This window comes from Streptococcus pseudopneumoniae (genome assembly GCF_001073085.1).
In the GTDB taxonomy this organism is placed as follows: Bacteria; Bacillota; Bacilli; order Lactobacillales; family Streptococcaceae; genus Streptococcus; species Streptococcus pseudopneumoniae_M.
In genome coordinates, this window is the sequence record NZ_JVFV01000027.1 from 122,923 (window position 1) to 146,247 (window position 23,325).

Annotated in this window: 20 protein-coding genes and 2 tRNA genes; 15 read left to right on the top strand and 7 right to left on the bottom strand. The window is 33.7% G+C overall.

Annotated elements, in window-relative coordinates; all coding sequences use genetic code 11:
* The first annotated feature begins 8 nt into the window (after positions 1 to 8).
* Positions 9 to 2,558 (top strand): YfhO family protein, encoded by a 2,550-nt coding sequence (locus ADH90_RS06000; RefSeq protein ID WP_049530385.1) that lies wholly within the window; start codon positions 9 to 11, stop codon positions 2,556 to 2,558.
* A gap of 30 nt (positions 2,559 to 2,588) precedes the next feature.
* On the opposite strand, the gene ADH90_RS06005 is transcribed toward ADH90_RS06000, so the two are convergent.
* Positions 2,589 to 5,252 (bottom strand): YhgE/Pip domain-containing protein, encoded by a 2,664-nt coding sequence (locus ADH90_RS06005; protein WP_049530387.1) that lies wholly within the window; start codon positions 5,250 to 5,252, stop codon positions 2,589 to 2,591.
* Positions 5,253 to 5,380: 128 nt separating this feature from the next.
* Here ADH90_RS06005 and ADH90_RS06010 point away from each other — a divergent pair, with 128 nt between their 5' ends.
* Complete coding sequence (locus ADH90_RS06010) at positions 5,381 to 5,923, top strand: TetR/AcrR family transcriptional regulator (RefSeq protein WP_001158258.1); 543 nt, start codon at positions 5,381 to 5,383, stop codon at positions 5,921 to 5,923.
* Positions 5,924 to 6,132: 209 nt separating this feature from the next.
* Here the strand turns inward: ADH90_RS06010 and ADH90_RS06015 are convergent.
* The 6 genes from ADH90_RS06015 to rlmH all read right to left on the bottom strand — a co-directional run bounded on the left by ADH90_RS06015 (position 6,133) and on the right by rlmH (position 9,314).
* Positions 6,133 to 6,206: transfer RNA gene (locus ADH90_RS06015), tRNA-Asn, on the bottom strand.
* Between the two features lie 120 nt (positions 6,207 to 6,326).
* A complete protein-coding gene (comE, locus tag ADH90_RS06020; RefSeq protein ID WP_049530388.1) occupies positions 6,327 to 7,079 on the bottom strand; it encodes a competence system response regulator transcription factor ComE in 753 nt (250 codons plus the stop codon).
* Positions 7,076 to 8,395 carry a competence system sensor histidine kinase ComD gene (comD, locus tag ADH90_RS06025; RefSeq protein ID WP_049530390.1) on the bottom strand — a complete coding sequence of 440 codons (1,320 nt, stop codon included), beginning with the start codon at positions 8,393 to 8,395 and terminating at the stop codon, positions 7,076 to 7,078. The genes comE and comD overlap by 4 nt, the downstream gene beginning before the upstream one ends.
* 28 nt (positions 8,396 to 8,423) lie before the next feature.
* Positions 8,424 to 8,552 carry a bacteriocin gene (locus ADH90_RS10825; protein WP_080982632.1) on the bottom strand — a complete coding sequence of 43 codons (129 nt, stop codon included), beginning with the start codon at positions 8,550 to 8,552 and terminating at the stop codon, positions 8,424 to 8,426.
* A gap of 165 nt (positions 8,553 to 8,717) precedes the next feature.
* Positions 8,718 to 8,791: transfer RNA gene (locus ADH90_RS06030), tRNA-Arg, on the bottom strand.
* A gap of 43 nt (positions 8,792 to 8,834) precedes the next feature.
* The gene (rlmH, locus tag ADH90_RS06035; protein ID WP_000695942.1) at positions 8,835 to 9,314 is read right to left on the bottom strand and encodes a 23S rRNA (pseudouridine(1915)-N(3))-methyltransferase RlmH; all 480 of its coding nucleotides are present in this window, start codon (positions 9,312 to 9,314) and stop codon (positions 8,835 to 8,837) included.
* A gap of 184 nt (positions 9,315 to 9,498) precedes the next feature.
* Between rlmH and ADH90_RS06040 the strand changes: the two genes are divergently transcribed.
* The 13 genes from ADH90_RS06040 to tilS all read left to right on the top strand — a co-directional run bounded on the left by ADH90_RS06040 (position 9,499) and on the right by tilS (position 23,322).
* A complete protein-coding gene (locus ADH90_RS06040) occupies positions 9,499 to 10,683 on the top strand; it encodes a S1C family serine protease (RefSeq protein WP_049530392.1) in 1,185 nt (394 codons plus the stop codon).
* A 56-nt stretch (positions 10,684 to 10,739) separates the two neighbouring features.
* On the top strand, positions 10,740 to 11,498 hold the full coding sequence (locus ADH90_RS06045; RefSeq protein WP_049530393.1) for a ParB/RepB/Spo0J family partition protein: 759 nt from the start codon (positions 10,740 to 10,742) through the stop codon (positions 11,496 to 11,498).
* Between the two features lie 221 nt (positions 11,499 to 11,719).
* Positions 11,720 to 13,075, top strand: a complete 1,356-nt coding sequence (gene dnaA / locus ADH90_RS06050; protein WP_049530394.1) for a chromosomal replication initiator protein DnaA — start codon at positions 11,720 to 11,722, stop codon at positions 13,073 to 13,075.
* Positions 13,076 to 13,232: 157 nt separating this feature from the next.
* A complete protein-coding gene (gene dnaN / locus ADH90_RS06055; RefSeq protein ID WP_049503816.1) occupies positions 13,233 to 14,369 on the top strand; it encodes a DNA polymerase III subunit beta in 1,137 nt (378 codons plus the stop codon).
* Positions 14,370 to 14,435: 66 nt separating this feature from the next.
* The gene (locus tag ADH90_RS06060) at positions 14,436 to 14,630 is read left to right on the top strand and encodes a DUF951 domain-containing protein (RefSeq protein WP_049503817.1); all 195 of its coding nucleotides are present in this window, start codon (positions 14,436 to 14,438) and stop codon (positions 14,628 to 14,630) included.
* An 83-nt stretch (positions 14,631 to 14,713) separates the two neighbouring features.
* A complete protein-coding gene (gene ychF / locus ADH90_RS06065; protein WP_049530395.1) occupies positions 14,714 to 15,829 on the top strand; it encodes a redox-regulated ATPase YchF in 1,116 nt (371 codons plus the stop codon).
* 72 nt (positions 15,830 to 15,901) lie between these two features.
* Positions 15,902 to 16,471, top strand: coding sequence for an aminoacyl-tRNA hydrolase (gene pth, locus ADH90_RS06070; RefSeq protein WP_049530396.1), 570 nt, complete (start codon positions 15,902 to 15,904; stop codon positions 16,469 to 16,471).
* Entirely contained in the window at positions 16,464 to 19,967 is a 3,504-nt protein-coding gene (gene mfd, locus ADH90_RS06075) for a transcription-repair coupling factor (RefSeq protein ID WP_080982633.1), read from the top strand. The genes pth and mfd overlap by 8 nt, the downstream gene beginning before the upstream one ends.
* A gap of 63 nt (positions 19,968 to 20,030) precedes the next feature.
* Positions 20,031 to 20,297: an RNA-binding S4 domain-containing protein gene (locus ADH90_RS06080; protein ID WP_049530398.1), complete on the top strand. Its 267-nt coding sequence runs from the start codon at positions 20,031 to 20,033 to the stop codon at positions 20,295 to 20,297.
* Positions 20,290 to 20,658: a septum formation initiator family protein gene (locus tag ADH90_RS06085; RefSeq protein ID WP_000277028.1), complete on the top strand. Its 369-nt coding sequence runs from the start codon at positions 20,290 to 20,292 to the stop codon at positions 20,656 to 20,658. Before ADH90_RS06080 ends, ADH90_RS06085 begins: the two co-directional genes overlap by 8 nt.
* A gap of 6 nt (positions 20,659 to 20,664) precedes the next feature.
* Complete coding sequence (locus ADH90_RS11710) at positions 20,665 to 20,787, top strand: SP_0009 family protein (protein WP_045762396.1); 123 nt, start codon at positions 20,665 to 20,667, stop codon at positions 20,785 to 20,787.
* On the top strand, positions 20,780 to 22,048 hold the full coding sequence (locus ADH90_RS06095) for a serine hydrolase (RefSeq protein WP_049530400.1): 1,269 nt from the start codon (positions 20,780 to 20,782) through the stop codon (positions 22,046 to 22,048). The genes ADH90_RS11710 and ADH90_RS06095 overlap by 8 nt, the downstream gene beginning before the upstream one ends.
* Positions 22,045 to 23,322: a tRNA lysidine(34) synthetase TilS gene (gene tilS, locus ADH90_RS06100; protein ID WP_049530401.1), complete on the top strand. Its 1,278-nt coding sequence runs from the start codon at positions 22,045 to 22,047 to the stop codon at positions 23,320 to 23,322. The genes ADH90_RS06095 and tilS overlap by 4 nt, the downstream gene beginning before the upstream one ends.
* The last annotated feature ends 3 nt before the right edge of the window (positions 23,323 to 23,325 follow it).

Genomic DNA, 23,325 nt, shown 5'->3' on the forward strand with positions numbered 1-23,325 from the left:
GAGGTAACATGAAAACATTTTTCAGAAACTATTGGACCTATCTTATTTCTTTCATCATTCCCCTAGTGATTATGTTCGGAGTCTATCTTTCTCAAGGTATCTACTGGAATAGTGATACTTCACCTTTATTAGGGGATGGATTTCATCAATATGTTATTTTTGATCTTAATCTTCGTAATATTTTACATGGGAGTGATAGTCTATTTTATACTTTTACCAGCGGTCTAGGTCTCAATTTTTATGCCTTGTCCAGTTATTACCTTGGTAGTTTTCTATCTCCTCTTGTTTATTTTTTTGATGTATCAAGCATGCCAGATGCAGTTTATCTTGCAACCTTGTTGAAATTTGGCTTGATAGGTCTGTCAACCTTTTTTAGCTTGAGTAAACTATTTAAAAATATACCAGCCCCACTTCGATTAGCTCTATCTACCTCATATGCTTTAATGAGCTTTACAGTTAGTCAACTTGAGATTAAAACTTGGTTAGATGTTTTTATTTTAATTCCCTTAATTTTAACTGGTTTACATCTACTCATAACGGAAAAAAAACGTATTCTATACTTTACAAGTTTGTCAATATTATTTATCCAAAACTACTATTTTGGTTATATGACTGCCCTGTTTTTAGTAGTTTGGTATTTTTGCCAACTTTCCTGGGATTTTAAAAGTCGCAAGTATTCTTTTCTTGATTTTTTCCTAACATCCTTACTCGCTGGTTTAACAAGTTTCATCATGACACTCCCAACCTTGTTTGATTTAAGAACTCATGGTGAAAAATTAACCGCTATTACAAAAATAAAAACAGATACCAGTTGGTATCTAGATCTATTCGCTAAACAATTCATTGGTGCTTTCGACACAACTAAGTATGGTTCCATCCCAATGATTTTTGTTGGCCTCCTTCCTTTTATCTTAACAATTGTATTCTTTACATTAAAATCAATTAAGTTTCACGTGAAACTATGCTATGCAACTCTACTCATTATCATCATTGCTAGTTTTTATCTAGAAGCCTTAGATTTATTTTGGCAAGGAATGCACGCGCCAAATATGTTTCTTCATCGCTATGCGTGGATTTTCTCTACTCTCTTGATTTATATTTCAGCAGAAGTTTTAAATAGAGTTAAAGATATAAAATTGTGGAACATTTTATTCTCAATGACTTTACTTTTATCTGGCTATCTGACAACCATTTATTTTAAAAATCATTATTCATTTTTAACTAAATTAAATATACTCTTAACGCTTGAATTCTTAGTGGTATACTTACTGTTACTATTGGCACTTATTAAAAAACTGATTTCTCTAAAAATCTTTTCAATTCTTATTTTGATCTTTACAATAAGTGAAATTAGTTTTAATGCTTCATCTCAACTAAATGGAATTACGAAAGAATGGGGATTTGCTTCTCGTAGTACCTATGATAAAGATATTCCAAGTATAGAAGCTATTTTGGAGTATACCAAACAGCAACCAGATACATTTACACGAACTGAAAAGTTACAAACTCAAACTGGAAACGATAGCATAAAATTTAACTACAATGGCATCTCACAATTTTCATCTGTTCGTAATCGTTCTGCAAGTACAACGTTAGATAAGTTGGGTTTTAAATCTTCAGGTACCAACCTTAATCTTCGTTATGCAAATAATACTATCATTGCAGATAGTCTATTTGGAATCAGCTACAATATTTCTGAAACCTATCCAGATAAATATGGTTTTCATCCAAGCTATCAAAAAGATAATCTAACCCTTTATAAAAATCAATTCGCTCTCCCAATTGCTTTTGCTACACAGTCACTTTATAAAGATGTCACTTTTAATGACCATACTCTTGATAACCAAACTCAATTTTTAAATCAAATTGCTGGCTTAAATGAAGAGTACTTTTATCCGATAAATCATCATACAGACTCTGGTGACAGCGTGGTCAATCTAAACGGAACTGATACTGAAGATGCAACTATCAGCTACAGTATTGAAGTACCTGATAATAGTCAGGTTTACCTTTCCATGACCAAGCTAAATTTTTCAAATGATAAGAAAAAGCAAGTTGACATCATTGTCAATGGTGAAAAAAAATCCTTTACCACAGATAATGCTTTTACATTTTTCAATCTTGGATATACAGAACATAAACAAACTTTTGATATCCAAGTTAAGTTTCCAGGAAATGCTCAAGTATCATTTGAATCTCCAACTTTCTATCGCTTAGATACTAAGAAATATACGGAGGCTATACGCAAAATAAAAGAAAATCCAGTAGAGGTGAGCTCTTATAAAAATAAAGTCACTGTAAATTATAAGATAAAGAATGAGACATCGATCTTTTTCACAATTCCATACGATCAAGGATGGTCTGCTTATCAAAATGGTAAAAAATTACAAATTCAACAGGCACAAACTGGATTTATGAAAATTGATGTTCCTGAAGGTGAAGGAGCTATTACCCTTTCCTTTATTCCAAAAGGATTTATCGCTGGAGCAAGTTGTTCTCTTATAGCCATTATTGTCTTTATTTTTTATGATATTCAAAGAAAAAAATATTCTAGATAAAAAACTATCGACCGAATCGGTCGATAGTTTTTAGTCTTCTTCAGCTTTTTTAGGTTGGTAGGCAAGCATTCCTAAAATAACAAAAATCATTACTGTAAAGATAAGGAAAATAATCTGACTATGAATATTACCTGTCATAGAAATGGTTTGTCGTAAACCTGAAACTGAATAACTCATTGGTAACCATGGGTTAATAGTTTTAAAGAATTGATTCGTCAAAGCTAAAGGATAAGTTCCTGCACTTGATGCTAATTGAAGGAGTAATAAAATTAAGGAGAAGAAGGCGCCTAGGCGAGAATTCCAGGTTGTCAATGCTGTTACCATCGCCATAAAAGCAAGGCTGGTTAAAATGATCAAAGCTAAGGTTTTGAATTCGTGAACTGCAGTCAGTCCGATTAAATGTACTCCGCCATAAACTAATACTCCTGCCAAACCAGCAATGATACCGTTAATTTCAAAGCGAGACTTAAACCAAGCCCAGCGACTTTCTGGATGACGCCCAGAAGGCAATTTAGCAAAAATCATATTAGTTGAAATAGCAGCAACAAAAAGAGCAACTGATATCATATATGGAGCCATGGCAATTCCATTAACTGCTACTTGATCCTTATCAGTTTTTGAAAGACTTAGAGGATCAGCTAGTAAATCTGCATTTGTTGGTTCAGTTGAAGCCTGTTTCAATTGCCCCTCAGCCTCTGTCAAACCTTGATTTAATTGACTTGAACCATCACTTAATTTTCCAAGTCCTGATTGTAGAATTTCTGATCCTTGAGCAAGTTGATCTGCTCCACTAGCTATTTTTTCAGAACCATTAGATAGTTGATTTGCACCAGAAACTAGCTGGTCTGATTTATCAGCTAATTGTTGAGAGCCCGCTTGTAATTGATTAAATCCAGCGGTTAAATCTGATGTTTTATTGTTTACTTGGTTGACACCTGATGCAAGTTTATCAATTCCTGTTGCTAATTCTGGTGCATTCTCTGCTAACTTAGCAGTAGCACCTGTCAATGTTGAAGATTTTTCTGTCAACTGATTAGAACCTTGTAGCAACTTATTGAAACTTCCTGTCAAGTTCGAATTTTTCGAACTCAACTGACTTGCTCCTAAAGCTACTTGGTCTACAGATTTTGTATAGCTTTCAATACCAGATTCAAGAGTTTGACTAGCTGGCAATAACTGACCATCAATTGCTGTTTGAACCTGTGTTAATCCACTTGACAAACTTGTCAATGTTGAAGAAGCAGTTGGTAATAATTGACTTGAGTGATTCTTTAATTGAGTTAGACTATCTGTTTGAGTGGTTACATTTTCTAAAGAAGATTGTAACGTTTGAACTGTAGTTAAAATTGTTCGTGCTGACTCACTAGTAGAAGATGATGGATTAGAAACCACAGAAGTTATCTCTGCCTGTTGGTCAGGAGTTAAGCTTTGATAAGCACTAGTAGATTGAATAGCTGACAAAGTAGTTTCTTTTTCAGCTTGATTTGAAGTAATGATGCTTTGTGCTGAATTTGCAATCGTTAATAGACTACTAGAAAGCTGGTTTGTTACTTGTGTTATCTCTCCACTATTTGCTGTTTGAATATTTTGAATAGCTTGATTAAATTGCTCTAAACTAGTTGCTAATTGTTTAATCTGATCTTTTTGTTGGTTTGCCCCATTTAATTGAGTAGAAAGTTCTTGAATACCTTGATTAAGTTTTGTTAATCCTGTACGTAGAATCTCTGATTTAGTAGAAATCTGATTTGCACCTGATGATAGACTTTGAACTCCATTTGTATAAGTATCAATACCAAGTGAAAATTGATTTAATCCTGAATTTAATTGAGAAACACCACCTGTATAGGCTTGTGTGCCTGAATCAAGTTGAGTCAATCCTGATACCAGTGCCGGTGTCTGTGAATTCAGTTGGTTTAATCCATTGTCGATTTGTGAAATAGCGCTGGTATATTGATTTAAACCAGTATTAAAATTACCAAGACCAAGATTTAACTGATTTACACCAGCTGTATAGGTTCCTAAACCTGTAGATAATTGATCAGCACCATTAGAAAATGTGAGACTCGATTGAGCTAAGGTTTGAAGATTGGTTGTTAAGGTTTGACTCCCATCAGAAAGCTGATTCGAACCATCAGCCAATTGTAAACTTGCATTTGCAGCTTGAGATAAACCAAGTTTTAAATCACCCATCTTTTTAAATAAAGCTTTAGTATAAGATTGAGTAACATTAGTAGCCACTGTCTGTTTCATTTGTGTCATGGCAGAATCACTCATCTTGCTTGCAGTAAAACTATGACCACTTGATGTCTGATAGTCAATCGTCATCTGTTCAGGATGATTTGTAAGGATAGAAGAAGCTTTCTCAGAAAGATTACTTGGCAACGTTACGACCATGTAATAATCTCCATCCCGCAGTCCTCTTTCTCCCTCACCTTCATCTACAAAATGAAAATCCAGGCTATTACTATCTTTTAAATTAGACACCATGTCTTCACCAATAGTAAGTTTTTCATCATTATAAGTAGCAGCTTGATCCTTATTAACAATTGCTACAGGTAACTCCGAAAGTTTACCGTATGGATCCCACATTGATGATAAGAAAATGATATTGTAAAGAGCTGGAATTAAGGAAATTCCTATCATGACAATAATAAATGTCGGTTTTTTAAAGATTGCTTTCCATTCTTTAAACATATTGTCTCCTTTTTTAAACTACTTGTCTAAATTTTTGATATAATAGATTATACATCAAAAAATTAAAAAGACAAGATAAAAAATCTATTTTTAAACACATTGTCTAAAAATGTTCATATGGAGGGAACATGCAAGAAAGTAATAAACGATTAAAAACCAAGCGTATTATCGAAAATGCCATGGTAGAATTATTGATGGAACAACCATTCGATCAGATTACAACTGTTAAATTAGCACAAAAAGCTGGAATTAGCCGCTCCAGTTTCTATACTCATTACAAAGATAAATACGATATGATTGAACATTACCAAAGTAAACTATTTCATACCTTCGAATATATCTTTCAAAAACATGCTAATCACAAACGAGATGCTATTCTAGAAGTATTTGAATACTTAGAATCAGAACCGCTTCTAGCAACTCTTTTATCTGAAAATGGAACCAAGGAAATTCAAAATTTCCTGCGAAATAAGCTTCACATCCTACTGAGCACAGACCTTCAAAAACGTTTTATGCAACTCAAACTAAATGAAATAGAATTAGAATACAGTAGCGTCTACCTAACAAATGCTCTCTTTGGAGTCTGTCAAACCTGGATTGCCCACGGAAAAAAAGAAAGTCCACAAGAAATCACGGACTTTTTAATGAAAATGTTAGGGGATACAAATTAATAAAAAGCTCTATAATAGTTATAGGGAATCAAACCCCTATGGATATTATGGAGCCTATTTTGTTGTTCTTATTAGGCTAATACTAATTTTCCTTAGTTTTATTTTCGGACACAAATCATTCTCTTTCAATATTTTAGATATGCCTCCCCTCATTACATCGGACAAAGAATCAAAAAAAGGAACACCAAATTAGTGTTCCTTTCATCTGACTCCGCCAGTAGGACTCGAACCTACGACATCATGATTAACAGTCATGCGCTACTACCAACTGAGCTATGGCGGATTAAATAGTCCGTACGGAATTCGAACCCGTGTTACCGCTATGAAAAGACGATTTCTTAACCAACGGACCCTCTACTTGTAGCAGATATAACCATTATATCAATTTATCAAAAATTGTCAATTACTTTTTTTGGTTTTTAGCCATTAGTTCTCTCAATTTTTTAGTTTTTAGGCGTGAGATAGGACAACGATGATCTTCATAAAATACAACTTCCATTTTTTTACGATCAATCTCTCTCACATTACCGATATTGACTAAAAATGACTTGTGAGCTAGATAAAAACGTTGTGTTTCCTTATCCTTTTCTTGAATATCTGTCATTGTTCCATAGAATTCTTTGGCAAAATTCTTACCTACAATTCGTAATTTATGAGAAGTTCCCGTTGTTTCAATGTAGAGAATATCATGATAAGGAATACAAAGATCATTTCCTTTATAACTATAATCAAAATAATCAACGACTGATTGGTTTTCAAGTAAAGTAGTCTTAGTGTAAAGCACACAGTCGGCAACTCTATTTTTAAAAACTTGATCACTGGTTTCTTTATCAATGAAATCCAATGCTGAAACTTTGTATTTATAAGTCAAGGTAGCAAATTCAGATCGACTTGTAATAAAAACAATAATAGCATAAGGATTGCGATGACGAATAAATTGAGCAACCTCAAATCCTTTTCTCTCAATCCCATTGATATCAATATCTAGAAAATAAAGCTGATTGACTTCATCATGCTCTACATATTCCATAAATTCTCTTACTTTCCCTGTTGTTTTATAGGAGATAGGAATATTCGTTTCCTTAGAAATTTTATTCAGAGTTGTTTCCAATCTTACTTGGTGTTCTATAATATCTTCTAAAATTAATACTTTCATACCAGTTCCCTCTTAAATCTAATTACTTGTTTAAATACATCATTATCAATTTCTGTTTCTAAAATAACATTGTCATATTTTCCTAAAATTTCTTTAACATTATTAAGTCCAAGTCCTCTATGTCTTCCTTTAGTTGAAAATCCTAATTCAAATAAATCTTCGGATTTTACATTTCTTTTTTTACAAGAGTTTTGGATGACAACTAGGGTTTCAAGATCCAACTTGATGATAGCTACCTCTAGTTGTTTTTGATAGCTTTCAACTGCCCCTTCAACAGCATTATTGAGCAGAACGCTCATCACGCGCACCAAGTCTAATAATTCCATAGACAAAGGTGTGATGATATCTTTTACCTCTAGTGTGTACTCTACATCATTAGTTTTCGCATTGACAATAGATTGAGCAATCAAACTACGAAGTGCTGAATCCTCAATATTGTTCAAATCGAAATAAGTATACTTATCTGAACGTAATTTTTGATTCGCCTTTACAAGAACTTCACTGTAAACTCTGTCAATTTCTTGTAAATCTTTACTTTCGATCGCCATTCTTAAGCTGACAAGCATGCCTGTATAATCATGGCGAAAACCACGAATTTCATTATATAAGGCAACAATCTCATCCGTGTAAGTTTGTAAGTGTTTTTGCTCAAACTTCTTTTGTTCCAATTCGATTTCTTTTTCTATCTGAACTTTGTGAGAATTCATGGAAAAGAAGGTCAAAAGTAGACCAACAAAAACAATGGATGATAAAATACTTCCAAAACTGTTTAAATTGGGAAAAGTACTCACAATATCTGAAGTGAAAGAGACAACGTGTAGAAAAATAAATGTAAAGAGCACTTTCTTCAGAAAAGGATATAGATAGTCTTTATCAAAATATTTAAATTCGAGATGGAAATAAGAAACAACAACTTTAATAACCAAATAAGTTAAGATCAGGATAAATAGATAAAAATAATTGTTATACTTCAATGCAAACTCATCTCCTGTAATAGATGATAAGGTTACTGATAAAAAGTTATTGGTACTATTATATAAAAGAGAAAATAATAGACTGATAAAAATTCCCTTAGATTTCTCATACTTCTTAAATCCAACAAAGTAACCAAATAGGAGGAAAGGAAATAAAAATTTAGACAATCCAAAACTACTAGCAAATACCAAATAAGTACCTTCTTCCACTGTCAATTGTAGTAGAAAGATATAAATACTAAAAATACATTGTTCTTTTCTAGTTGCTTTACAAATCCATTTATAAATTTTAATAATAATAAAAACATAAAAAATAGCTATTACCACACCAAATAAATCCATTATGTTCTCCCTATCTTGCTTCAATAAACTACTTCTTCAGAAATATTTTATTTAAAAACTTAAAACTCCTAATATCCCCGCCTCTAATTTCCTGCAGTTCTTTTTCGTTCAATTGTTGGAAATCTTTCATTTGAGCAAAATCTGTATTCTTTTTCATAATATAAACTCCTATAATGTTTTTCTTGTAAATTAACTTACAAAAATATTATATAAAATCTACGATACCTATAGAGAATTATTTCTCAAATGCTCAAATTTTATTCTGAAATGTCAAATTTTTACAAAAAAAGCTGGGATTTTTTCCCAGCTTACGATTTAACACTGATCCCAGCAGGATTCGAACCTGCGACCGTTCGCTTAGAAGGCGAATGCTCTATCCAGCTGAGCTATGAGACCTTACTAATCTATCTTATCAAAAAAAGCTAGCTTAGTCAATCATCTATTTATGATAGGGAGAACCCTGTTGAATCGAAAACGCTCTATAAATTTGTTCTACTAAGACTAATCTCATTAGTTGATGAGGAAGCGTCAATCTACCAAAACTAACAGAGAGATTGGCTCTCTTTTTCACCTCTGGAGATAGTCCTAAACTCCCCCCAATGATAAAAGTGATTGTTGAAAATCCATTGATAGAAGCTCTTTCAAGCTGCTTACTGAACTCTTCAGAAGAAAAAGTTGTTCCTTCAATAGCTAAAACAACTACAAAATCACGTTCCCCTACTTTAGCAAGAATGCGGTTCCCTTCCAACTCCAAAATCTTTTGATTTTCAGATTCGCTGGCCCGATCTGGTGTTTTTTCATCAGCCAACTCAATCATTTCTAGATTAGCAAAGCGTGAAATTCTCTTAGAGTATTCTGCTATGCCATCTTTGAGATATTTTTCTTTCAGTTTTCCAACTGTTACCACTTTAATTTTCATTCTTCTATTCTAACATATTCACACTCAATTTCACATCTTATTCACAGATAAGATTTTGAAAAACTTCAATAAATTCACAGTTTTTCGAAAGTTATCCACAGATTGTGAAAAACTTTTTTGTTTTTAAGCTTGGATTAAGCTAGCTATTTTATACTTTCATTGATTAAAAAACATGGAGGCTTCTATGAAAAACTTAAAAACTAGTTCCAAAAAATGGGGACAACTTTTATTAGTCATTCTCATTAGCTTTTTTAGTGGTGTTTTAGGTACTTTTACAACATTGCAGCTCAGTCAAAAACAAAATAGTGGTACGACAACTACAACGACTGTCAGCAAAACAGCTGTAAAAAATGAAAACTCAACCACACAGGCAGTCGATAAAGTTAAAAATGCTGTGGTATCTGTCATTACTTACTCTGCAAACTCCCAAAACAGTTTATTTGGATCTGCAGAAACTGATACAGATACAAATACTGAGCAAGTTTCTAGCGAAGGTTCTGGAGTTATTTATAAAAAAGAAGGTAACTTTGCTTATCTCGTAACCAATACTCACGTTATTAATGGCGCTAAAAAAGTGGATATTCGCTTAGCTGACGGAACCAAAGTTCCGGGTGAAATTGTGGGTTCTGATACTTACTCTGACATTGCAGTTGTAAAAATTGCTGCAGATAAGGTCACTACAGTAGCTGAATTTGGAGATTCTGACCAACTAACAGTCGGAGAAACAGCAATCGCAATCGGAAGTCCTCTTGGTTCTGAATACGCTAACACCGTGACTCAAGGAATCGTATCAAGTTTGAATAGAAATGTTTCTTTAAAATCTGAAGATGGACAAGCTATCTCTACAAAGGCTATCCAAACAGATACAGCCATCAACCCTGGTAACTCAGGTGGTCCTTTAATCAATATTCAAGGACAAGTAATCGGAATTACATCTAGCAAAATTGCTACAAATGGCGGCACTTCTGTAGAAGGACTTGGATTTGCGATTCCTTCAAACGATGCCATCAATATTATCAAGCAATTGGAAAAGAATGGAAAAGTCACTCGACCAGCCTTAGGCATTCAAATGGTCAACCTTTCAAATCTTAGTAGCACTGATTTACAAAGATTGAATGTACCATCAAGTGTCACTGCAGGAGTAGTTGTTCGTTCTGTTCAAACTAGTATGCCTGCTAATGGACATTTACAAAAATATGACGTCATTACAAAAGTGGATGATAAAGCCATTTCTTCAACTACTGAATTACAAAGTGCTCTATATAGTCATTCGATCGGAGATAGCATGACCATTACATACTACCGTAATGGTAAGGAAGAAACAACTACCATTAAATTAGATAAGAGTACTAGTGATTTAGATCAATAGTTTACAGATATGTAAAGGTGCTTTACAGAATATCTAAGTTGTGATAATGTAGAATTATGGAAGAATTTAAAATTGTTCAAATAAAGGATATTCAAAAAAATCCCTATCAACCTCGTAAAGAATTTTCAGAAGAAAAAATACAAGAACTGGCACAATCTATTAAGGAAAACGGCTTAATTCAGCCAATTATCGTTAGAAAATCTCCTGTACTTGGATACGAGATTTTAGCTGGAGAAAGGCGGTATCGTGCGTCAATAGCTGCTGGACTTTCAGAGGTTCCAGTCATTGTTAAGCAACTTTCTGATCAAGATATGATGCTTCATTCTATCATTGAAAATCTCCAACGAGAAAATTTAAATCCTATCGAAGAAGCTAAAGCATACCAGTCTTTAATTGATAAAGGTTTTACCCACACAGAAATTGCTGAAAAAATGGGAAAATCTCGACCTTATATTACAAATCTAGTTCGATTATTAGGACTACCTAAACATATTCTGACAGAAGTTGAAAGTGGGAAACTTTCCCAAGCTCATGCTAGACTCCTCATTCAATTATCAAGTGATAAACAAGATAAACTCTTGAATCGTATCCAAACTGAAAATCTATCTGTTCGACAAGTTGAACAAATACTACAAAAAACGAAGAAGATCAGCAAAAAAGAAAAAGATTACTTTGTCAAAGAGGAAGAGCAAACATTAAAAAAAATACTCGGATTAGAAGTTCATATTAAGCTACAAAAAAAAGATAGTGGTAAAATTACTATTTCTTTCCATAACCAAGATGAATACCAACAATTTATTAACAGCCTGAAATAAGGCTGTTATTTTAGTATTCTTAACTAACATAGTTATCCACTGCATTTTAGTTTTTAAAAGCCCAGTATTTCAGAATTTTTCTTAGTTATCCACATTTTGTGGATAACAGTTAAAAACATTGTTAATTGTTTTCCACAACTTGTGGAAAAATAATCTTATCTATGGTAAAATGATTCTATCAATAAACCTTTTAAATTCTATAGTAAAGGAGGGGGAAATCATTGAAGGAAAAACAATTTTGGAATCGTCTTTTAGAACTTGCACATGATAAATTAACTCAGTCAGTTTATGATTTCTATATTTTAGACGCGAAACTTGTTAAAGTTGAAGAGACTACTGCAACGATTTTCTTACCCCGAGATGAAATGCAGATATTCTGGGAAAGAAATATCAATGGGATGCTTTTAGCGGCAGGTTTTGAAATCTATGATGCTGAAATAAAAGCCCATTATGTCTTCACGAAAGTTGAAGAATCTGCCTCTCAAGTAAACCTACATTCTGAGTCTACAAATAACTATCAGCAAAATCTGTCCACTATTCCATATTCTGAAACTGGACTCAAGGAAAAGTATACTTTCGATAATTTTGTCCAAGGAAATGGTAATGTTTGGGCTAAGTCCGCAGCTTTAGCTGTTTCTGAAGATCCTGGACTAACTTATAATCCTCTATTTATCTATGGAGGTCCTGGACTGGGAAAAACTCACCTGCTAAATGCCCTTGGTAATGAAATTCTAAAAAAGAGTCCAAATGCGCGTGTTAAATACATACCTGCTGAAAGCTTCATTAACGAATTTCTAGAGCATTTGAGACTCAATGATATGGAAAAATTTAAAAAAACTTATCGTAGTTTAGACCTCCTACTCATTGATGATATTCAATCTCTTAGTGGAAAGAAAGTACAAACTCAAGAAGAGTTTTTCAATACTTTTAATGCCCTTCACAATAATAATAAACAAATTGTTTTAACAAGCGATCGTAGGCCTGAACATTTAGAGAGTCTACCTGAACGTCTGGTCACGCGCTTCTCGTGGGGATTAACGACAGATATCACACCACCTGATTTTGAAACACGTATTGCTATTTTACAGAGTAAGACTGAACATCTCAATTATCATTTTCAGAACGATACACTCGAATACTTGGCTGGACAATTTGACTCTAACGTGCGAGAACTCGAGGGAGCACTCAACGATATCAGCCTAATGGCCAAAGTCAAAAAAATTAACGATATCACAGTTGACATTGCCGCTGAAGCTATTCGTGCTCGTAAACAAGACGTCAGCAAAATGATTGTGATTCCAATTGATAAAATCCAAACAGAAGTTGGAAACTTCTATGGTGTTAGTGTCAAGGAAATGAAAGGAACTAGACGTGTTCAAAATATCGTTTTAGCCCGTCAAGTTGCTATGTATCTAGCCAGAGAAATGACTGATAATAGCCTTCCTAAGATTGGAAAAGAGTTTGGTGGTAAAGACCACACAACGGTCATTCACGCTCATGGAAAAATCAAATCCATGCTTGAAACAGATGATAATTTACGTATAGAAATTGAAAACATCAAAAAGAAAATTAAATAACTTGTGGATAACTTTTAAAAAAATATCTCATTTATCCACATCTTTTAAACAAGGCTCTGTCCTTGAGTTTTCTTGATTACAAGTGTTTTTCCACAGATTTCACACACTCTATTATTACTATTATCCTTCTAATAATAAAAAGAATAAAGGAGAATCCATGATTCATTTTTCAATTAATAAAAACTTATTTTTACAAGCCTTAAATACAACAAAGAGAGCTATTAGCTCAAAGAATGCAATTCCTATTTTATCGACTGTAAAAATTGATGTTACCAATGAAGGAATTACCTTGATTGGATCAAATGGTCAAATCTCAATCGAAAATTTTATATCGCAAAAAAATGAAAATGCAGGTCTCTTGATTAACTCTTTAGGTTCAGTTCTACTGGAAGCTTCTTTCTTTATCAATGTTGTTTCAAGTCTTCCAGATGTAACACTTGATTTTAAAGAGATTGAACAAAAGCAAATTGTCTTAACTAGTGGAAAATCAGAGATTACTCTTAAAGGAAAAGATAGCGAGCAATATCCACGTATTCAGGAAATTTCTGCAAGCAATCCTTTAGTTCTTGAAACAAAACTTCTTAAAAAGATTATCAATGAAACAGCTTTTGCAGCTAGTACCCAAGAAAGCCGTCCTATTTTGACGGGGGTACATTTTGTCTTGAGCAACCATAAAGAATTAAAAACAGTTGCGACAGACTCTCACCGTCTTAGTCAGAAAAAGTTGACTCTTGAAAAAAATAGCGATGATTTTGATGTTGTCATCCCAAGTCGTTCGCTACGTGAATTTTCAGCTGTTTTTACTGATGATATCGAAACAGTGGAGATTTTCTTCGCCAATAATCAAATTCTCTTTAGAAGTGAAAATATTAGCTTCTACACACGTCTCTTAGAAGGAAATTATCCAGATACCGATCGATTGATTCCAACAGATTTCAATACAACAGTGACTTTTGACGTTGCTAAACTACGCCAGTCTATGGAACGTGCACGTCTTTTATCAAGTGCAACACAAAATGGTACTGTTAAATTAGAAATCAAAGAAGGAATTGTAAGTGCCCATGTTCATTCTCCAGAAGTAGGGAAAGTAAACGAAGAAATTGATACTGAAAATGTAAGTGGTGCTGATTTGACAATTAGTTTCAACCCAACTTATTTGATTGAAGCACTAAAAGCTCTAAATAGCGAAAAAGTTACAATCAGCTTTATTTCAGCAGTTCGTCCATTTACTCTGGTTCCAGCTGATACAGATGAAGATTTCATGCAGCTCATCACGCCAGTTCGTACAAATTAATGGAAAGAGGTTGAGCCTAGCTCGCCTCTTTTATGATATAATCGAAAAAGAAAAAGGAGACTAACTATGTATCAAGTTGGAAATTTTGTTGAAATGAAAAAACCACATGCTTGTACGATTAAGTCAACAGGCAAAAAAGCAAATCGCTGGGAAATTACCCGTGTTGGAGCAGACATCAAGATAAAATGTAGTAATTGTGACCACGTAGTCATGATGAGTCGCTATGATTTTGAAAGAAAAATGAGTAAAATCATCGACTAAGAACCCTAGTTAGAGGGTTAGCAAGTTTTTCCTTTTTGTGTTATAATATTGAAGATTGAAATGTGAACGGAGAATGAGAAACTATGGCTTTAACAGCAGGTATCGTAGGTTTACCAAACGTTGGTAAATCAACCCTATTTAATGCAATTACAAAAGCAGGAGCAGAGGCTGCAAACTATCCTTTTGCGACCATTGATCCAAACGTTGGAATGGTAGAAGTTCCAGATGAACGCCTCCAAAAATTGACGGAAATGATTACTCCTAAAAAGACAGTTCCAACAACCTTTGAATTTACAGATATTGCAGGTATTGTAAAAGGAGCATCAAGAGGAGAAGGTTTGGGAAATAAATTCTTGGCCAATATCCGTGAAGTTGATGCGATTGTTCATGTGGTTCGTGCCTTTGATGATGAAAATGTCATGCGTGAGCAAGGTCGTGAAGATGCCTTTGTGGATCCGCTAGCAGATATTGATACTATTAACCTAGAGTTGATTCTTGCTGACTTAGAATCAGTCAATAAACGCTATGCGCGTGTAGAAAAAATGGCGCGTACGCAAAAAGATAAGGAATCAGTTGCAGAATTTAACGTTCTTCAAAAGATTAAACCTGTTCTTGAAGACGGTAAATCAGCACGTACCATTGAATTTACAGATGAAGAGCAAAAAGTAGTCAAAGGTCTTTTCCTTTTGACCACGAAACCTGTTCTTTATGTAGCTAATGTTGATGAGGATGTCGTTGGAGAACCAGATTCTATCGATTATGTGAAGCAAATTCGTGAATTCGCAGCAACAGAAAATGCAGAGGTAGTGGTTATTTCTGCGCGTGCTGAAGAAGAAATTTCTGAGTTAGACGATGAAGATAAAAAAGAGTTTCTTGAAGCCATTGGTTTGACAGAATCAGGAGTTGACAAATTGACTCGAGCTGCTTATCATCTACTAGGACTTGGAACTTACTTCACAGCTGGTGAAAAAGAGGTTCGTGCATGGACCTTTAAACGTGGCATGAAAGCTCCTCAAGCAGCTGGTATCATCCACTCTGACTTTGAAAAAGGATTTATTCGTGCAGTGACCATGTCTTATGACGATTTGGTAAAATACGGCTCTGAAAAGGCTGTAAAAGAAGCTGGACGTTTGCGTGAAGAAGGAAAAGAATATGTCGTGCAAGATGGCGATATTATGGAATTCCGCTTTAACGTTTAATCAGTATTTAAAATAATGTCAATTAGGTTGGAAAAAAATTCCAACCCTTTTGACTTTTGAAAGGAAATATAAATGACAAAATTACTTGTAGGATTGGGAAATCCAGGAGATAAATATTTTGAAACTAAACATAATGTTGGCTTTATGCTGATTGACCAACTAGCAAAAAAACAGAATGTTACCTTTACACACGATAAGATATTCCAAGCTGAGTTAGCCTCATTTTTTCTTAACGGTGAAAAAATTTATCTGGTGAAACCGACGACTTTTATGAATGAAAGTGGAAAAGCTGTTCATGCATTGTTAACCTACTATGGTTTAGATATTGAAGATTTACTGATTATTTACGATGATCTTGACATGGAAGTCGGAAAAATTCGTCTTCGTGCTAAAGGAACAGCTGGTGGTCATAATGGAATTAAGTCGATTATTCAACATATCGGTACACAGGTTTTTAATCGTGTAAAGATTGGCATTGGAAGACCTAAAAAAGGAATGTCAGTAGTTCATCATGTTTTGAGTAAGTTTGATCAAGAAGATTATATTGGTATTTTACAGTCAATTGACAAGGTTGACGATGCTGTAAATTATTATTTACAAGAAAAAAACTTTGAAAAGACGATGCAGAAATATAATGGGTAAGGAAATGGCATTAATCGATTTCTTTTTAGAGAATAAACAAATTCTATCTTGGCATAAGAACTTACCACAGCAACAAAGACAATTATTGCTAGGACTTTCTGGATCAGCAAAATCGTTAGCGATTGCTAGTAGTCTGAAGAGTCAGGATAAGGTTTTAGTGATGACTTCCACATATGGAGAAGCTGAGCGTCTGGTCAATGATTTAATCTCCATATTAGGTTCGGATCTAGTTTATCCATTTCTAGTAGATGATTCACCAATGGTCGAATTTTTGGTATCATCTCAGGAAAAGGTTTTTTCTCGGGTTGAAGCTTTGCGGTTTCTAAGAGATGAGTCTCAAAGAGGGATTTTAGTTTGTAACGTCGCAGCTAGTCGGGTATTCTTACCAAATCCTCAAGTTTTTGATAATAGTATCTTAGAACTTCAAGTGGGCCAGGAATGCGAACAAAGAGAATTAAAAAATCACTTGATTTCCCTTGGTTATAAGAGAGTTACACAAGTTCAAAGTCAGGGAGAATTTAGCCTTCGTGGAGATATTCTGGATATCTTTGAAACCTCTCAAATATCCCCTTACCGAATCGAATTTTTCGGTGATGAGATTGATGGTATTAGAAAATTTGATACTGAAACTCAATTATCAAAAGAGAGTCAAACTCAAGTACTAATCTATCCAGCTAGTGATATTTTGTTAACGCATGAAGATTATCATCGTGGTCAGGAATTTTTAGAACATGAGATTGATAAGGCACTTTCTCCAACTTTAAAGTCTTACCTAGAAGAAGTTTTTAGTTGCACGAAAGAGAAAGTTCTTCATGCAGATATTCGCAAGTTTTTGTCTGTATTTTATAAAAAACAGTGGACCTTGATAGACTATTTGAATCAAGTGCCTATTATCTTTGATGATTTTCAAAAAATCATGACCCAGTACGATGCTTTTGATAAGGAAACAGCTAGCTACTTTACAGAAGATTTACATAACAGTAAAGCGTTGTCAAGTTTACAATATTTTGCTGATGTAGAAAGTCAGTTAAAAAAATATGTACCAGCGACTTTCTTTTCAAATTTTCAAAAAGGGCTTGGAAATTTAAAATTTCATCATCTGTATCAGTTCAATCAATATCCTATGCAGGAGTTCTTTAATCAGTTTTCTTTTCTGAAAGAGGAAATTGAACGTTACAAAAAATTAAAGTATACGATTGTTCTTCAATCAAGTAGCAAAACTGAACTAAAGAAACTGTCAACGATTCTTGATGAATACGATATTAAAGTTGACAATAATGACGAAAGTGAAATCTGTAAAGGAACTGTCAATCTTGTTGAAGGAAATCTGCGACATGGGTTTCATTTTGTAGATGAAAATCTTGTATTTATCACTGAATATGAGATTTTTAAAAAGAAGATTAAACGGAAATATAGAAGACAAAATATCAGCAACGCTGAGCGATTAAAGGATTATAACGAGCTCCAAAAAGGAGACTATGTTGTTCATCAAATTCATGGTATTGGGCAATATTTAGGGATTGAAACGATTGAAATCAAAGGAATTCATCGAGACTACGTAAGTGTTCTATATCAAAATGGAGATCGTATTTCTATCCCTGTGGAGCAGATACAGACTCTTTCTAAGTATGTCTCTAGTGATGGTAAGGCTCCAAAGTTAAACAAATTAAACGATGGACGTTTTAAAAAAGCGAAGCAAAAAGTAAAGAGTCAAGTTGAAGATATTGCAGATGATTTAATTAAGTTATATGCAGAGAGAAGTCAACTTAAAGGTTTTGCATTTTCAAAAGATGATGAAGACCAAAACGCTTTTGACGAAGCATTCCCATATGTAGAAACTGAGGACCAACTTCGAAGTATCGAAGAAATAAAAAAAGATATGCAGGCTCCTCAACCGATGGACCGACTATTAGTTGGAGATGTTGGTTTTGGTAAGACAGAAGTTGCCATGCGAGCTGCATTTAAGGCTGTCAATGATCATAAACAGGTTGTCGTTTTAGTGCCAACAACCGTTCTTGCTCAGCAACATTACAGTAATTTCAAGGAAAGATTTGAACAATTTGCTGTCAACGTAGATGTTTTGAGTCGTTTCAGAAGTAAAAAAGAACAGACTGAAACACTTGAGAAGTTAAAAAAAGGTCAAGTAGACATCTTGATAGGGACCCATCGAGTCTTGTCTAAAGATGTTGAATTTGCTGATTTGGGGTTGATGATTATTGATGAAGAGCAACGTTTTGGTGTTAAGCATAAGGAAGCTCTCAAGGAATTAAAAAAGAAGGTTGATGTCTTAACCTTGACAGCGACACCAATTCCTCGAACTCTTCATATGTCTATGCTAGGTATCCGAGATTTATCAGTCATCGAAACTCCTCCAACAAATCGATATCCTGTTCAAACCTATGTCCTTGAACAGAATGATCGTATCATTCGTGATGCTGTATTGAGAGAAATGGATCGTGGTGGTCAAGTTTACTATCTTTACAATAAAGTTGACACGATTGAAAAGAAGGTTTCAGAGTTACAAGAACTTATTCCAGAAGCTTCTATTGGTTTTGTTCATGGTCAAATGAGTGAAATTCGCTTAGAAAATACACTTCTTGATTTCATTGAAGGACAATATGATATTTTAGTAACTACAACAATCATCGAGACAGGAGTAGATATTCCAAATGCTAATACCTTGTTTATAGAAAATGCAGATCATATGGGATTGTCAACCTTGTATCAATTAAGAGGTCGTGTTGGTCGTAGTAATCGAATTGCTTATGCTTATCTCATGTATCGTCCAGATAAAACTTTGACAGAAGTTTCTGAGAAAAGATTAGAAGCTATCAAAGGTTTTACTGAACTGGGTTCTGGTTTTAAAATTGCTATGCGTGATTTATCCATTCGTGGAGCTGGAAATCTTTTAGGAAGCTCTCAGTCTGGATTTATCGATTCTGTTGGTTTTGAGTTGTACTCTCAGTTGTTAGAAGAAGCAATAGCTAAGAAAAATGGAACTGACAAAAAACGTGAAAAAGGAAATGCTGAGTTAATTCTACAAATCGATGCCTATCTTCCAGATGAGTATATTTCAGATGAACGACATAAAATTGAAATTTACAAGAGAATTCGTCAGATTGATAACCGTGTCAACTATGAGGGATTACAAGATGAGTTGATCGATCGTTTTGGAGAATATCCAGATGTGGTTGCTTACCTTTTAGAAATTGGATTAGCTAAATCATATCTTGATAAAGTATTTGTCAATCGTGTAGAAAGAAAGGTTAATAAGCTGGTCATTCAGTTTGAAAAAATATCGCAACAATTATTTTTAACACAAGATTATTTCCAGGCTCTTTCTCAGACAAGTTTGAAGGCAAATATTTCAGAAAATCAAGGTTTAATCGAAGTTGTTTTTGATATTCGTAATAAAAAGGATTATGAGATTTTAGAAGGTCTTTTAACTTTTGGGGAATCATTAGCAAACATAAAAGATTCAAAAGAGTCGAATTAGGTATGACATTTTTCTTCTATAAAAGGGATAAAAATGGTACAATAATAATTTGAGGTAATAAAAATGAGATTAGATAAATATTTAAAAGTATCAAGAATTATTAAGCGTCGTACAGTGGCTAAAGAAGTTGCAGATAAGGGACGTATCAAGGTAAATGGTATTCTTGCAAAGAGCTCTACAGATTTAAAAATCAATGACCAAGTTGAAATTCGTTTTGGAAATAAATTGTTGCTCGTAAAAGTGTTAGAAATGAAAGATAGCACTAAAAAAGAAGATGCTGCAGGTATGTATGAAATTATCAGCGAAACAAGGGTAGAAAACTATGTATAAAAAAATTGTACAAATGAATAATTCTTTTATTCAAAATGAACACCAACGTCGTAAATACTTGATGGAAGAACGACAAAGACGAAATCGTTTTATGGGCTGGGTTTTGATTTTGATTATGTTGTTGTTCATCCTGCCAACCTATAATTTGACTCAAAGTTATCAGCAACTACTCGAACGTCGCCAACAGTTAGCCGATCTGAAAAAACAGTATCAAGAATTGAGCGATGAAAAAGATAAAGAATCGAATCTTGCAACCAAATTAAAGGATGAAACATACGCAGCCAAGTATTTGCGTGCAAAATATTACTATTCAAAATCATGGGAGGAAGTTTATACTATTCCGGACTTACTTCCTAGGTAATGTAAAATGGAAAATTTATTAGATATTGTAGAAAAGTTTTTAAGTCAATCAGATGAAAAATTAGAAGAGTTAGCTCAAAAAAATCATCTGTTACGGCTACAAGAAGAAGAGGAAAAAAAGAATGCGTAAATTTTTAGTGATATTACTACTTCCTATTTTTTTAAAAAGTGTCCAAGTAGTAAGCACTGAGAATCCAGTTATCATTCCAAACCAAGAAGTTTATTCCTTAACCCACGCTTCGTATCATTTTTACTATCAAGATGTTATAGAATCTCCAAAATTTTATGGTGAAACGTCTGTTTATTCTACAGAAGATTTGATTAAAGAATCAGGAAAAGTCAATGCAGATACAAAATTATCTGTTTTAGAATGGAGATTAAATAAACAAGGACAGCCTGTCTTTAAATTGTCAAATAATCAATTTGTGATGGCTGATAAACGACTTTTATACGATAGTTCCATCGTAAACGATTTTTCTAAACGAGTATGGTTAGAACCAGGATTTGTCGTTTATAATAGTCCTTATGATCAACAAGAATTAAAGTCTACTTTAGCAGCTTATCAAGAGGTTGAAGTAGATATGTCTATTTTTGCTGGTGGTCATGAATTTTTACATATCAAACAAATTGGTTGGATTTCGACGGATTACATTTCCAACGATGACAATCGTATCCAGAAAGTACAAGAGTTGTTATCTGCGAATTATCAAAATGAACAGTTTTCTATTTATGTTAAACAATTGAGCACGGGTAAGGAAGCTGGGATTAACGAAGATCAAAAAATGTACGCTGCTAGTGTTATGAAATTACCTTATCTTTATTCTGTTCAGGAAAAAATCAATCAAGGTGATTACCAACTTGACACGAAATTGAAGTACGTTTCTGAAGTAAATGATTTCCCTGGTTCTTATAAACCGGAAGGAAGTGGAAGTCTCCCTAAAACAGCGGACAATAAAGAGTACACTCTCAAAGATTTAATTACAAAGACAGCGAAAGAATCTGACAATGTAGCTCATAATATTCTTGCTTATTATATTACGAATAAATCAGATGAAGCCTTTAAAAAAGAAATGGCTACTATCGCAGGTGAAGAGTGGAACGTAACAGAGAAGTTAGCTTCAGCTAAAATGGCTGGTCAAGTTATGGAATCTATTTATAATCAGAATGGTTTTGTTTTAGAATCGCTATCGCAAACAGCTTTTGATAATCAGCGGATTGCTAAGAATATTTCTGCTAAGGTAGCCCATAAAATTGGGGATGCAGATGAATTTAAACACGATGTAGGAATAGTCTATACAGATTCTCCTTTCATTATTTCAATCTTTACCAAAAATTCTGATTATGATACCATTTCTAAAATTGCTAAGGATGTCTATGAGGTCCTAAAATGAGAGACCAAGATTTTTTAAATCATTTTCTAGAAAAAGGTTATTTTAAAGATCATTCACGAGTTGTACTAGCCTTGTCTGGAGGATTGGATTCGATGTTTCTCTTTCACCTCCTATCAACCTATCAAGAAGAACTCGGGATTGAATTATTTTTAGCTCATGTAAACCATAAACAACGACTAGAATCGGATAATGAAGAATATGAATTAAGAAAACTAGCTGAACAAGTTGGAGTTCCAATTTACGTAGCTCATTTTACTGGAGATTTTTCAGAAGCAAATGCTCGTCAATTTCGCTATGATTTTTTTAGAGAAGTAATGGAGAAAACTTCCTCTACAGCCCTTGTAACAGCTCATCATGCAGATGATCAGGCTGAGACGATTTTTATGCGATTGATTCGAGGTGTTAGACTACAACACATATCAGCTATTAAAGAGAAACAAGAGTTTGATAAGGGAGAGTTGATTCGTCCTTTGCTATCTTTTCATAAGAAGGATTTTCCTGAAATTGAGCATTTTGAAGATAGGACGAATAAAGAAAATCATTATTTTCGCAATCGAGTTCGTAATATTTACTTACCACAACTGGAAAAAGAAAATTCTCAAGTGAAAAAAGTAATTCTTGAGTTTGGAAAAGAAGTATCTGACTATCAAATTGCTCTGACTGAATTATCTCAAACAGTCAATGTGGAAGATTTAACTCAGTTTTTATCTTTTAGTGAAGCAACACAACGAGTTTTACTACAACAATACCTTAGTTGTTTTGCTGATTTAAATGTAACAAGAGAACAATTTCAAGAAATTCATCATATTTTAAAAACTAAGAGTCAATATCGCCATTGTATAAAAAATGGTTATGAACTTGTAAAAGAATATCAACACTTTCAAATTGGTAAAATCAGACCAAAGTCTGATGAAAAAAGTAGTGATTGTGTGTTAGACTATCAAAATCAAGTTCATTATGAAGGTTATTTATTTTCATTTGGAATCCCCCTAAAAGGAGAAAATGTTCAACAAATAAATGTTTCCCGTGAAACATCGTTGATTTTACGGCATCGACAGCCTGGTGATTATTTGATAAAAAACGGTCATCGTAAAAAACTAAGACGACTTTTTATTGATTTAAAAATTCCTAAAGAAAAACGAGAAAAAGCTATTATCATTGAGCAATTTGGAAAAATTTGTTCAGTTTTAGGAATTGAAATCAGTGATTTGAGTAAAAAAATGAAAAATGATATAATGAACACTGTACTTTATATAGAAAAAATAGATAGGTAAAAT

Bases quoted from the DNA above. Each gene is read 5' to 3' on its own strand.
- ADH90_RS06000 (WP_049530385.1), top strand. From the start codon at position 9: ATGAAAACATTTTTCAGAAACTATTGGACCTATCTTATTTCTTTCATC.
- ADH90_RS06005 (WP_049530387.1), bottom strand. From the start codon at position 5,252: ATGTTTAAAGAATGGAAAGCAATCTTTAAAAAACCGACATTTATTATT.
- ADH90_RS06010 (WP_001158258.1), top strand. From the start codon at position 5,381: ATGCAAGAAAGTAATAAACGATTAAAAACCAAGCGTATTATCGAAAAT.
- comE (WP_049530388.1), bottom strand. From the start codon at position 7,079: ATGAAAGTATTAATTTTAGAAGATATTATAGAACACCAAGTAAGATTG.
- comD (WP_049530390.1), bottom strand. From the start codon at position 8,395: ATGGATTTATTTGGTGTGGTAATAGCTATTTTTTATGTTTTTATTATT.
- ADH90_RS10825 (WP_080982632.1), bottom strand. From the start codon at position 8,552: ATGAAAAAGAATACAGATTTTGCTCAAATGAAAGATTTCCAACAATTG.
- rlmH (WP_000695942.1), bottom strand. From the start codon at position 9,314: ATGAAAATTAAAGTGGTAACAGTTGGAAAACTGAAAGAAAAATATCTC.
- ADH90_RS06040 (WP_049530392.1), top strand. From the start codon at position 9,499: ATGAAAAACTTAAAAACTAGTTCCAAAAAATGGGGACAACTTTTATTA.
- ADH90_RS06045 (WP_049530393.1), top strand. From the start codon at position 10,740: ATGGAAGAATTTAAAATTGTTCAAATAAAGGATATTCAAAAAAATCCC.
- dnaN (WP_049503816.1), top strand. From the start codon at position 13,233: ATGATTCATTTTTCAATTAATAAAAACTTATTTTTACAAGCCTTAAAT.
- ADH90_RS06060 (WP_049503817.1), top strand. From the start codon at position 14,436: ATGTATCAAGTTGGAAATTTTGTTGAAATGAAAAAACCACATGCTTGT.
- ychF (WP_049530395.1), top strand. From the start codon at position 14,714: ATGGCTTTAACAGCAGGTATCGTAGGTTTACCAAACGTTGGTAAATCA.
- pth (WP_049530396.1), top strand. From the start codon at position 15,902: ATGACAAAATTACTTGTAGGATTGGGAAATCCAGGAGATAAATATTTT.
- mfd (WP_080982633.1), top strand. From the start codon at position 16,464: ATGGGTAAGGAAATGGCATTAATCGATTTCTTTTTAGAGAATAAACAA.
- ADH90_RS06080 (WP_049530398.1), top strand. From the start codon at position 20,031: ATGAGATTAGATAAATATTTAAAAGTATCAAGAATTATTAAGCGTCGT.
- ADH90_RS06085 (WP_000277028.1), top strand. From the start codon at position 20,290: ATGTATAAAAAAATTGTACAAATGAATAATTCTTTTATTCAAAATGAA.
- ADH90_RS11710 (WP_045762396.1), top strand. From the start codon at position 20,665: ATGGAAAATTTATTAGATATTGTAGAAAAGTTTTTAAGTCAATCAGAT.
- ADH90_RS06095 (WP_049530400.1), top strand. From the start codon at position 20,780: ATGCGTAAATTTTTAGTGATATTACTACTTCCTATTTTTTTAAAAAGT.
- tilS (WP_049530401.1), top strand. From the start codon at position 22,045: ATGAGAGACCAAGATTTTTTAAATCATTTTCTAGAAAAAGGTTATTTT.